This window comes from Bdellovibrio sp. HCB-110, from assembly GCF_047323225.1.
Lineage (GTDB): Bacteria > Bdellovibrionota > Bdellovibrionia > Bdellovibrionales > Bdellovibrionaceae > Bdellovibrio.
Genome location: NZ_CP178750.1, coordinates 2,335,630 through 2,347,913 on the forward strand (window position 1 = coordinate 2,335,630; position 12,284 = coordinate 2,347,913).

The following is a 12,284-nucleotide window of genomic DNA, read 5'->3' on the forward strand; positions in this document are numbered from 1 at the left end:
CCTATTCGTATTAATTAAAACGACGTAAAATCTTTTGTAGAAAGCTGTGGGCTTGTTCTATTTTTAAGGCGTAACCTAAAGCAAAGTAGAGAACGCCATAGATAGAAAGACCGACGATCGCTCGTGCGATGACGTGAATACTTTTATCCATTCCATAGTGAACTGCCAAAGCTCCAGCACTGGCGCTAATGATGGCGATGATCCACACTTTGATTTGGAACTTAAAGCTTAAACCTGTTTTACCGATTTTCTTATTCAAGGCTTTTCTTAAGAAATAGAATTCAATCCATCCGGCCAAGCCAGCTGAAGCAGTTAACCCCGGAGTTCCCCATTGAGCATCAAAGCCCAATGCTTTTGGAAGATAGAACGCAAAAAGAACACCCAAGAGCGTTGTGAAAATCACGCGAACAATTGCAAACTGCAAAGGTGTTCTAGTGTCTTTCAATGAATAAAATGTTGAAGAATACAAACGACCTAATGTCGACGCCAACAGTCCTACTGTTGAGCCCGCCAACACCATCCACACGTATCGAGTGTTTTCTTCTTGGAATTCACCCGTTTGAAAAACAGCACCCACAATAAGATTTCCTAGCAAAAGAAATCCCACAACCGAAGGAATAATAAAGAATGCAATCTGTTGAAGCCCCCGATTCAGACGACCTTGAAGGTATTCTTTGATCTCGTGCTCTGAGCCCGTCGCCTGAGACATTGCCGGAAGCTCGGCAACAGAAACACTCATTCCAAAAAGACTTACAGGCAGCAAATAAAGTGTTTGAGCATAGGCCAATGCCGACACAGCTCCCGTTGGCAGAAGACTTGCCAGCATATTGTCAATATACGCGCTGATCTGCACAACTCCGCGAGAAATCACCACGGGTACAAAGTTTGTGATAATCGTTCTAACGTGGCTGATCTTTGTATTGAGCGATGGGTAAATCTTTTTTCCTAATCGCAACGCCGATGGTAATTGCACTGCAAACTGCAAAAAGCTTCCTGCAACCAGTCCCCAAGACACTGTCGTTGCCAATTCAAATTGACCTTGCCTTGAGCCCCAGATCACAAGAGTGGCAATGATCGTCAGATTCCAAATAACCGGAGCCACATAAGAAAGAAAAAACTTTCTATGAGAATTCAAAATTCCCAGGCACCAAGCTGACATGACAAGAAAACCCGTTCCCGGGAAAAGAATTTGCACAATCTGAATGGTCAGTTCTCTTTTTTCCCCCGTAAAACCAGGAGCAATAAGATCAATGAGAAACGGCGTCGCAAAAACACCTAGCAAAACCAACAAAGACGTCATGACGAAAAGTAAACTTCCAATCACAGAAGCGACCTTCGCCGCTTCTTCGTCATGTTTTTTCGCTAATAACTGGGCATAGACAGGAATGAAACTTGCGGAAAGAACGCCTTCACCAAAAAGATTTTGCAAGAAGTTGGGAATTTTCAAAGCCGCTTTAAAAGCATCTCCGGCGTCCGAGTTTCCAAAGAAGTGAGCAAAGACACGTTCACGGACAAGGCCCGCGATACGACTTAAGAAAATTCCCAGACCCACTAACAGGGCATGACTCTTCACTCTTCAACCTCAGCATCTTCATCATCGGGTTCGTTTAATTGAAGCAGAATACGTTCTGCCAGCACCCGATTGAAGCCTTTTAATTGAGCAATTTCCTCAGGCACTGCCATCTTGATTTCATCAATAGAGTTGAAATGAGTCAAAAGAACTTTCTTTCTTTTTTCACCTAAACCGACGACATAATCCAGTTCACTCTCTAAAGAGGTGCTTTCGCGAAGCTTACGATGATAAGTGATGGCAAAACGATGGGCCTCGTCCCGAATTCCCGTCAAAATATGCAGAGCTTCGGCGTTGTGTTTAAAGATCACCGGATTAGCCCGCCCCGGAAGGAAGAATCTTTCTTCCGTGGACTCCACTTCCTGCTTTTGGAAATCACTTTCGGTCCGCGCCTTCGCTAATCCCACGACAGGAATATCACTGCGACCGATTTCACTTAGAATCTTAATGGCCTGAGACAACTGCCCTTTACCACCGTCGATCACGATCAACTGCGGATCATCGTATTCCGTATGTTTGAATCGACGACTGAGAACCTCATACATAGAGGCAAAGTCATCAATGCCCTTCACCGTTTTAATTTTATAGCGACGGTAGTGCTCTTTAGCCGGAACACCTTCCTCAAACACCACCTGAGAAGCGACGGTTTCAGCCCCTTGGAATGTAGAAATATCATAACACTCAATACGGCGAGGAACTTCTGGCAAATGCAGTTTCTCTTTGATCTCATCCAAACCTCGAAGTTTTTCTTCGGATTTAGAAACATACTTTAAGAAGTGAGATTTAGAGTTTTCATTGGCCATCTCAACCAAGTTGCGTCCTCGTTCGTCTGTTGCAAAACGCACAACGGCCTTATTTCCAGAACGTTCTTTTAAAACTTCACCCATCAGCTTCGTTAGATCAGAGCCGATATCTACAGGCAATAGCACTTCATCAGGAATAAAGTTGTCTTCGTAATACTGATTGAGGAAATCCACCAACCATTCCCGTGGATCTTCACCAGCATCATTTGGATCAAAGTGAGGAAGATAGTGAGACCGCGTTCCGATCACTCGACCCGCACGGACGTGGACTGTTTCAACCAAGCAGCCTCGCTCGTCACCAAAGAAACCTACGGCATCTTGGTCTTTTTCAGAGGTGTCATTGATAACAGCTTGTTTTTCTAAAATTGCTTTGATCGCCTGAACGGAGTCACGCAGACGAGCCGCCACCTCAAATTTTTCTTCTTCGGCGGCCACCATCATTTTCTGTGTGATGGCTTTTACGACTTTCTTATTTTGTCCTTTAAGAAAAAGTTTCGCTCCTTCGAGTTCCTCGCGATATTCTTCCTTGTTGATATACTTCACGCAAGGAGCCGTACAACGACCAATTTGATACGTCATACAAGGGCGAGTTCTTGTCTTGAACATCGCGTCTCCGCAGTCACGGATCTTGAACGTACGATTTAAGAACCGAATGGTCGCTTGCACTGCAAAACCCGAAGTGTAGGGACCAAAATACAAAGAGCCGTCTTTTTTTACCTTACGAGCCAAATACAATCGCGGAAACTCATCACTCCACGAAAAACGAATGTATGGATAAGCCTTATCATCACGCAGACGAATATTGTATTTAGGACGGTGTTTTTTAATAAGGGAGGCTTCAAGCAAGAAAGCTTCAACCTCGGTCTTTGTCAGAATGTATTCAACTTCACAGATATTTGAAACAAGCAGCCTTGTTTTCGGCGAGTGATCCTTATTGTCGGTGAAATAGCTTCGCACTCGATTGCGCAGATTCTTAGCCTTTCCGATATAGATAATTTTATCGGACAAGTTTTTCATGAGGTAGACCCCACTTTGCATGGGGAACTCCTTCACTTTGTCTCTGCACTCATCGAATTTATTTGAGGCCATCCTTAACGACCTCCGCACTGTCTGATTCTACTTCACCACTTCTTAAATTAAGCTCTGTGATTTGCAAACGTTTGATTTCATCACGGATCTTTGCCGCTTCTTCAAACTCCAAGTTTGCAGAGTATTCTTTCATCTTCGCTCGAAGCTTCGTGATCTCCTGCTGAATTTTATCCGGCTGATGGGCAAACTTCGCATTGATGGCTCCGGCCTTTGCCTCACCTGTCAACACGGTGTTCACCAAAGTTCCATCGAAGACTTCACCAAGACCTTCTTTGATTCTCTTACGAATCGACTGTGGAGTGATTCCGTGCGTTTCGTTGTATTCCTGCTGAATACGACGACGACGCTCAGTCTCGCCGATGGCTTTGCGCATGCTTTCTGTCACGGTATCGCCGTAAAGAATTACGCGTCCGTTGATATTTCTCGCCGCACGACCGATGGTTTGGATCAAAGATCTCTCCGAACGAAGGAAACCTTCCTTATCGGCATCGGTGATACCCACCAAACTCACTTCCGGAATATCCAAACCTTCTCTAAGAAGATTGATCCCAACCAGGACATCAAAGACACCTAAACGCAGATCTCGCAAGATCTCGGTTCTTTCGACTGTTTGAATATCACTGTGCAGATATTTAACTTTAATACCAAGGCTTTCATAGTATTCCGTCAAGTCTTCAGCAGAGCGTTTCGTCAACGTCGTGATCAGAACACGTTCTTTATTTTTAATGCGCTCGCGGATCTCTTTTAAAAGATCGTCGACTTGATGTTTAACCGGACGAACTTCGACAACAGGATCAATCAATCCCGTTGGACGAATGATTTGTTCAACGATAATACCTTCTGATTTTTGCAACTCATAGTTACCCGGGGTTGCCGACACATAGACAACCTTGTCCATCATACTTTCAAACTCTTGAAAGTTCAGAGGTCTATTGTCCAAAGCCGAAGGGAGACGGAATCCATGCTCTACAAGAGTCGACTTACGAGCACGGTCCCCACGATACATGCCCCCGATTTGCGGAACCGTTACGTGCGATTCGTCGATAAAAGTCACAAACTCTTTAGGGAAATATTCAAGCAATGTCGGAGGCGGTTCACCAGGTCCACGTCCTGTCATATGGCGAGAGTAGTTCTCAATCCCCTGACAGAAACCCATTTGCTCCATCATCTCGATATCATAATAAGTTCTTTGCTCCAAACGTTGAGCTTCCAAGAACTTCATTTCTTGATTGAGCACAACAAGTCTTTCACGCAATTCCTCTTGAATCGTGCCAATGGCGCGCTTCAAGTTGTCTTCACTGGTGACGTGATGGCTTCCCGGATAAATTCCGACTTGATCCAGCTCTTCAAGAACTTGTCCCGTCAAGGGATCAATCCACGAAAGTCTTTCGATAAAATCACCAAAGAACTCAACACGGACCGCACGCTCTTCTTCATAAGGAGGAAAGATTTCAACATTATCCCCGCGCACACGCACAGTACCGCGAGAGAAGTCCACATTGTTTCTTTGATACTGAATACGAATAAGCTCGCGCAAAAGATGATCGCGCTTCATTTCCGTATTGGAAACAATTTGAATCATCATGCCTTCGTAGGCTTCCGGAGATCCCAAACCGTAAATACAAGACACCGAACTCACGATAATCACATCACGACGATCAAACAGAGAACGCGTTGCCGAGTGGCGCATGCGATCGATCTGCTCGTTGATGGCCGAATCTTTTTCGATATAAGTATCCGTAGAAGGAATATAAGCTTCGGGTTGATAGTAGTCGTAATAACTGACAAAGTACTCAACCGCATTGTGAGGAAAAAGCTCTTTGAACTCGGCATAGAGTTGGGCTGCCAAAGTTTTATTCGGAGCAAGCACCAGAGCTGGCTGATTGAGGTTAGCAATCGTGTGCGCCATCGAGAAAGTCTTTCCCGATCCCGTCACACCTAACAAAGTTTGATGTTTAAGTCCTGCTTCAAAGTTCTCCTTCATCTGCGCAATCGCCCGAGGCTGATCTCCAGAAGGTTTAAACTCCGACACCAATTGAAAGTTCTTTTTAAATGAAGAGCCCATCCCTTCGATGCTATCACAAAACCAAAAGGTGCCAGGGGATTTTTTGCGTCTACAATGCGTCAATCTTAAGTCTAGGGATCGATTTCTGCACAGTGACAACAAAGTACTTGCTTCACTGTCGAGTTTTATTCGAAAGTGAGTGTGCATGAAAATTTTAAAGCGCAGCCTTCTTGGCCTTGTTCTTCTTCTCTGTGTGGCTTCAATTGGGATTTATTTCTTCCTGAAAAGCACTTTAGCCCCGCTGGATGGATCTCTAAAAATCCAGAATCTCTCACATCCCGTTAAGATCACCCGCGACACTTATGGAATTCCTCATATTCGCGCGGAAAACAAAATGGACGCCCTTAGAGCTTTAGGTTTCATTCAGGCCAGCGAAAGACTTTTCCAAATGGAACTCTCTCGTCGCATGACTCAGGGCGAACTCAGCGAAGTGTTTGGCGATGTCGCTCTCAAGAGTGACAAACTCTATCGCAGTTTGATGCTAAAGCGCTCCATGGAACGCATGCTTGCTTCTGAAAAAGCTCAAGGTCGTTTTGATGAAAAACTATGGGCCGAGATGGAAGCTTACTTTGATGGCATCAACCAATATGCCGCCAACCACCCTCTTCCTTATGAAATGCAAATCCTGGGAATGAAGTCTCGCCCCTTTACTCCGCTAGATGCTTATATCATGACCGGACACATGGCTTATAATTTTGGTATTGCTTTGAAAGCAGACCCTTTGATGACTCAAATCGCCGGCAAACTTTCTCACGAGCAGTTTCAAGCTTTGCGCAACGATCCACTGAAGGCTCCACTGAAACTCGCTGAGAATTCTTTCTTCAGCCCTTATGAGCTTTTTACGGAAGGTCTTTTTGCTCCGTCTTTTGATGGAAGCAATTCTTGGCTCGTGGGACCGGAACGTTCTCAGTCTGGAAAAAGTATTTTCGCCAATGACCCACATATTGGATTTAGCTCCCCGGCCGTTTGGTTTGAAGCGCACATTCAAACGCCTGAGTTTGAAATCTATGGACACTATCTTCCTCTCGTTCCATTTGCAGTCCTAGGACACAATCGTCATCACGCATGGGGCTTCACGATGTCTCTTGCGGATGACATGGATCTTTATCGCGAAACTCTGGATAAAGACAAAAAGACCGCTCTATTTAAAGGCAAACCTCAACCCTATCAAGAGTGGAATGAGATCATCAAAATCAAAGATCAACCTGATCTCGTGGTAAATATGATTGAGACGGCCCATGGTCCGATCATGGATGAATTTCTGACGGAGAAAAATCTTTCTTTGAAGTGGGCTTTTCATAAAATAGAAAACAACCCCATGAAATCATTAAGAGAGATGGGTGAAGCCAAAGACATCACGGCTTTTGAAAAAGCTTTGCAATACGCAACAGCTCCCGGCCTTAATGTCATGTATGCTGATGCCGACAATATCGCATGGTGGGTTTTTGGAGATATCGCCGTAAAGAAAAACCCCAATTCAGACATGCTTCTTGATGGAGGATCCGGTGCTGACGAGTACGAGCGCGTTTTACCTTGGAAAGACAAACCCCACTTAGTGAATCCAGCTTCCGGCGTGATCGTCACGGCAAATTCTCGTCCTCCAGGGCTGAATGAAAATATTCGTGGAGATTGGCAATCTGACGACCGCTATCAAACTATCAGCCGAGCACTGGCTGAAAAAGATCAATGGAGTGCAGAGGAATTTAAGACTCTCCAAACAGACAACTTCAATTACCAAAATAGAAATATCCTAGATAAGCTCTTGCAGCACATTCAGCTCAATGAAGCCGACAGCAATAAATACAGAAAACAATTGGAAGGCCTGAAATCTTGGAACTTACGCTCCGACGTCAACTCCAAAGAAGCGAGTCTTTTCCATCAGTGGAATAACGAAAACATTTTAATCATGCTGGGAGGATTTGACGAAGATACAAAAGCCGCTTACCTCAACACTCCTTATGCTTGGGTGTTTTATGAAAGAGCCATCTTAAACCCGACATCAGCTTGGTGGACTCAACACAAGTACACGGACGTTATCTCACAAGGTTTTGTCGCTGCCGCTGAAAAGCTTTCTGGCAATCCAACCTGGGGAACTTTGCACACGATTGAATACAAACACCCGATGGGAAGAAGCTTTCCATTGGATAAGATCTTCAACCTAGGTCCTTATCCAATGCCGGGAGCTTATAACGATATCAACAACAACAAGATGCGCGCCATGGGTGGCGATTTCAAAGTTGTCGCTGGCCCATCCACTCGACGTATTATTGATTTTGCAAACCCACAAAAGAGCTGGGGCATAAATCCCATTGGAAATTCAGGACATATTCTTTCGCCATTCTACAAAGACCAAGTCCAGATGTTCCTCGATGGAAAATACCGCCCGCAACTGATGGATGAACAAGACATCGCTGCTGCCAAAACTCACGAGCTGATTCTTCACACCTTTCAAAAAGATTAGGTCTCCTGAGATATTCCCTGTGCCACTATCTCTTCTGTAAGAAGGAGATGTTATGGCATTGCAAATTTTTACTTTTTTCTTTGCGACACTCTTGGCAGCCGCTGCATTTGGATATCCCAATGTGGGCAACAAAGTTCAATGGACAGGAGAGGTCACTCATCCCGATGGCACCTCGGTCGAAGTCAAAATCGTCAAAGAAGTCATTGCTCAAGATCGAAAAACTAAAAAATGGACTGTCAAATTTGTCGCGACGATGGGAAGTGAAACAACCACGCAAATCATCGAGGTGGACAGTCTTTATTCTCCTGAGCGTTACAAAGAGATCATGGCTAATTGTATTCTTCAGGGAGGTAAAATCGAAAAGATCACAACCCCTGCCGGAATGTATGACACTTGCAAAATGACGATGGTCACCGCCGATGGAAGCACGGTCGAAAAATGGTGGGGTGATATTCCTTTTGGAGTCGTCAGTAAAAACACCCGTGATGCTAGCACGGGCGAAGTAAAAAAGCCTGACTTAAACTCTGTCGTCGCAGGTCTTTAATTAAACTCGTCGACAGACTTATTATTCTGGATTTTATTGGGTTTACTTCTTTGCACAATAAGAGATGAGGGGTCTCTTTTTCTAAAAAGATTATTCGCAACAATATTCTCCGTCGCGAAATCATTGTTATTCACACTAGAACCCCAAGGAAATCCCTCATCATCACCACAGTAGCCTCTGTTTCCATTGCGCGATCCAAGATAGACAGCGGGATTAGAGCCTTTGTATTTGTCGTAGTAAAACTTGTTATCCAAGATCTGATTGTGCGTCGGAGACTGATGTCGGATTGTTCCACCTTCCCCGCAATTTCTATAAAGATAAATTCCGCCGTGATTTAGTCCAGAAAAACGATTTCCGGTAATGGTGTTATAAGCAGAAGCATCCACGGCAACTTGCTCACGGCTTTCTGTTTCGACGTGAATATAGTTGTTGCGAATGATATTAAATCCCGATTCCGCATCCAAATACATGGCAACACTTGACGAAGTTCCCGTTAAATTCGAGTTTTGAAGAGTCACCTTTGTCACCCCAGGACTTAGATCCAAAGGCACACGGGATTTTCCCGTGATCGTGAGATTATCTAAAAGAATATTTTTAGGAGCATTTTTTTGCGCTCTTTGAGTGTGATTTTTATCCAATCGCGAAGACTCACGCAGATCCGCGCCCTCACCGTTCTTAGCCATCCCATAGATCCTCATAGAACCAAAGATCTTGCAGTTTTTAATAGTAATATCTTGCGGAGCACTCCACAGACTTCCATCCGCTGAAGGCTTCGCAAGTTTTTTGGAGCGAATCATGATCATATCCTGATCTGCATTCACACCCCGCCCATCCAGAGTCGCACCGGCACAATCCAGAACAACTCCACTTGCCGCTTCACCATCAAAGATGATCTGCTTTGTTACGACCGTCGAGGACGACAGTTTTAAAGAGCATTTTAGAGACACAGACTTTGCGGCTTCCGTTGCTGGCTCGGTTAAACTTTTTAGGACAGTGGCATCACAGGTTGGCGCTGCGGAAGCACCTGAAACGACAAAAAGACCCAAAATGGCAATGGAACGAAACATGGAATTCCTCCGAAACGATCACAAAATCCGTGACCGTATTTTATCGGAGAAAATCCCCCTCTTCTTAAGAAAATCTCACTCAGAGACAGTGATTTCGCTATCTCCCAGAGAGCACCAAAGGAAATTAACGAGACGAAATATAGCTAGCAGCACGGTATCTGCGAAGTCCCCTATAAAAGAACATCACGCTCAAAATAAAGAACATCACAGTACAAGCCACCATAACTGCGAAATGCTGCCATCCTGCCTCCTCAACCCACGCAATCGGCAAAGTGGCTGTCAGTGTCGCTGGAATTAGATACAAAATCCAACGCGATGACCCTTCTAAAATTTTCGTCATGGGATACATCGTAAAAGACAGAGTGCTCTCGATAATAAAGAAACTCAGCGAAGCCCCACGACTCATAAAGAAAGCCAGTGTCCCTGCAGCAATAAAGATCGCGGCAAATCCGACAATCACAATTCCACTACAAAAAGCCGCGCGAAGAACCCAGTCATACTCTTGCAACCAAAATAGCACTCCTAAAGTCACAATTCCCTGAATCAAGTCACCCAAAGCTGTTGCACTCGACTCGCTAATTGCGACCAACAACAACGGAGACCTTGGAGTTCCCAACATCGGCTCCAATTTTCCATTGTCGATCATTTCACCTAGAACTCTCAACCCACCCAAAAAGAAATTGAGACTCCCCCAGCCGATATAAGCAAGAACGGTCATCGTTAAATAATATGGGAACAAGGGTTTGTTCTGAGACTTCCCATCAAAGAGCATCAACCACATTCCGTATAGAAATAGAATGTTATTCAGAATCATCGTCAAAAGAGCGGCCCAAAGATTCACTTTATTAGAAGCCTGCGCGCTCCAGTTATAACGAAATGCTTTTGCTAAAAGTCTTAACATCTATCCCCCAAAACTCTGATGATGACGTTTTGAGTATCTAAAGAAGAAATAATTAAGAACCATCAAAGCCAGGGCTTGTATGCTGACTCTCAAGATCCATTCGCCCAAGGACATTTCATAAAAATATCCCTTCACGGCAAAATAAGCCGGCTGAAAGAAAATATCAGACGTTGGCATCTTTAAAAGAATCGAACGTGCGGGCTCAGAAAAATCAGACACCGGAGCAAAGACTCCGCCAAAGATTAAAAATAACTTTCCAAATGGCAATGTCAGATAGCTTGTCATCTCCCAACGTACATGGGCACACGAAAACAATAATGAATATAGCGCCTGCAAGATTCCTAATGGCAAAAGCAAGATTAAAAGACGCCCAACAATGACCGTAGAGTCCGCCCATGCAAGACCGAATACAACAAGCAACGGCAACAAGAGAGCTGTCATCACCAGTCGCGCGCCCAAAGTCTTTCCGTAAAGAGCCGAAAACTGTGTCGCAAGCCAAGAGCGAGGCCGTGCCAAACTCAAAGAGAAGTCACTGCTTGCTTGATTGATATTTCCTGTTCTTAAAAATGTCATGAACAGAATCTCAGTCGCGCCGATGTAAGCGAGCATCTCTTTATAAGTATAGTTACCTAAGTGTCCGTTAAATTTCTCCCACATGCGCGCCAAAATAAACATGAACACGGGGAAAAGCATGAAACCCACAATGCTGTTAGCAAGATTGGTCCATGACTCTCGAAAAGTGAAAGTCGCATTGCGAATATGAAAAGACAATACGTTCATCGGATCTCTCGATGTGCGAAACGAGCACTTAATACTTCTTCTAAACTCACTTCAAAAATTTGTAAATCTTGGAGCGAATCCCCATAGTGCTGAGAAAGACGCGATATTGTTTCTGTCATTGGGATTTTGGAAGTGTGAACCTCATACTTATGAACATACTCGCCCGAACCTGAAATACTTTGAATACGGGCATCGCCCAAGAGTTGGCCTTTTTCTTTCTCGGCCACAGTAATATGCAAGCGACGAAGACCGCTCAAATCCCCTTTTAATCCCGCCAAAGGGCCGTCGTACTGCTTCTGCCCATGGTCTACTAAAATGCAGCGATGACAAAGAGCTTCGACGTCGGAAAGATCATGACTTGTTAAAAGCAAAGTCGTCTTTTCTTCTTGTTGCCAAGCACGAATAAGTTCACGCAGTTTGTTTTTTGCAACCACATCCAGACCAATCGTCGGTTCATCCGCCAAAAGAACTCGGGGACGATGAATCAACGAGGCCACAAGTTCACAGCGCATACGCTCCCCTAAGGACAATGTCCGAACACGAGATTGCAAATGCCCTTCAATTTGAAAAAGCTCTGCCAGATGTTGAATGCGCTTCTTCTTTTCAGCACCCGTGACAAAATAGATTTCAGAAATCAAATCAAGACTTTCAAAAACCGTCATGTGCATATAGAGCTGACTGCGAGTGCCAAACACAAGACCCAACTTCTTATTAGCCTCGCGACTGCCCGCTGGAAGACCCATGATATGAGCCTCCCCTGAAGTCGGAGTCAAAATCCCACATAGCATTTTGATCGTCGTGCTTTTCCCTGCCCCATTGGGACCTAGAAAAGCGACGACTTCACCTTCATTAATTTCGAAATTTAAATCGCGGACAGCAAAGAAGTGTTCTTCTTGTTTGTTGCGTTTTGGATAAGACTTCGAGAGATTGCGAGCGATGATTGATTGCATTCTAAGAAAGTAGAAGACCGTTGTTAGCTAGACAAGAAAGATTTTTTTATCTCA

At 44.5% G+C, this 12,284-nt stretch carries 9 protein-coding genes; 2 read left to right on the forward strand and 7 right to left on the reverse strand.

What is annotated here, in order from left to right:
- Window positions 1-10: 10 nt before the first annotated feature.
- Genes murJ through uvrB form a run of 3 tightly spaced genes read right to left on the reverse strand, consistent with a single transcriptional unit; the run spans window position 11 to window position 5,527 of the window.
- Entirely contained in the window at window positions 11-1,573 is a 1,563-nt protein-coding gene (gene murJ / locus ACL934_RS11370; RefSeq protein WP_374073515.1) for a murein biosynthesis integral membrane protein MurJ, read from the reverse strand.
- A complete protein-coding gene (gene uvrC / locus ACL934_RS11375) occupies window positions 1,570-3,462 on the reverse strand; it encodes an excinuclease ABC subunit UvrC (protein ID WP_374073517.1) in 1,893 nt (630 codons plus the stop codon). Before uvrC ends, murJ begins: the two co-directional genes overlap by 4 nt.
- Window positions 3,449-5,527 carry an excinuclease ABC subunit UvrB gene (uvrB, locus tag ACL934_RS11380; RefSeq protein WP_374073519.1) on the reverse strand — a complete coding sequence of 693 codons (2,079 nt, stop codon included), beginning with the start codon at window positions 5,525-5,527 and terminating at the stop codon, window positions 3,449-3,451. The genes uvrC and uvrB overlap by 14 nt, the downstream gene beginning before the upstream one ends.
- A 145-nt stretch (window positions 5,528-5,672) precedes the next feature.
- Here uvrB and ACL934_RS11385 point away from each other — a divergent pair, with 145 nt between their 5' ends.
- Window positions 5,673-7,988: a penicillin acylase family protein gene (locus tag ACL934_RS11385; RefSeq protein ID WP_374073520.1), complete on the forward strand. Its 2,316-nt coding sequence runs from the start codon at window positions 5,673-5,675 to the stop codon at window positions 7,986-7,988.
- A 52-nt stretch (window positions 7,989-8,040) separates the two neighbouring features.
- Window positions 8,041-8,532, forward strand: coding sequence for a hypothetical protein (locus tag ACL934_RS11390; RefSeq protein ID WP_374073522.1), 492 nt, complete (start codon window positions 8,041-8,043; stop codon window positions 8,530-8,532).
- On the opposite strand, the gene ACL934_RS11395 is transcribed toward ACL934_RS11390, so the two are convergent.
- From ACL934_RS11395 to ACL934_RS11410, 4 genes are all read right to left on the reverse strand, one after another.
- Window positions 8,529-9,599 carry a right-handed parallel beta-helix repeat-containing protein gene (locus tag ACL934_RS11395; protein ID WP_374073524.1) on the reverse strand — a complete coding sequence of 357 codons (1,071 nt, stop codon included), beginning with the start codon at window positions 9,597-9,599 and terminating at the stop codon, window positions 8,529-8,531. The two genes, ACL934_RS11390 and ACL934_RS11395, sit on opposite strands and share 4 nt — an antisense overlap.
- 124 nt (window positions 9,600-9,723) lie before the next feature.
- Window positions 9,724-10,500: an ABC-2 family transporter protein gene (locus ACL934_RS11400; RefSeq protein WP_374073526.1), complete on the reverse strand. Its 777-nt coding sequence runs from the start codon at window positions 10,498-10,500 to the stop codon at window positions 9,724-9,726.
- The gene (locus tag ACL934_RS11405; protein WP_374073528.1) at window positions 10,501-11,280 is read right to left on the reverse strand and encodes a hypothetical protein; all 780 of its coding nucleotides are present in this window, start codon (window positions 11,278-11,280) and stop codon (window positions 10,501-10,503) included.
- Entirely contained in the window at window positions 11,277-12,230 is a 954-nt protein-coding gene (locus ACL934_RS11410; RefSeq protein ID WP_374073530.1) for an ATP-binding cassette domain-containing protein, read from the reverse strand. Before ACL934_RS11410 ends, ACL934_RS11405 begins: the two co-directional genes overlap by 4 nt.
- Window positions 12,231-12,284: the final 54 nt, after the last annotated feature.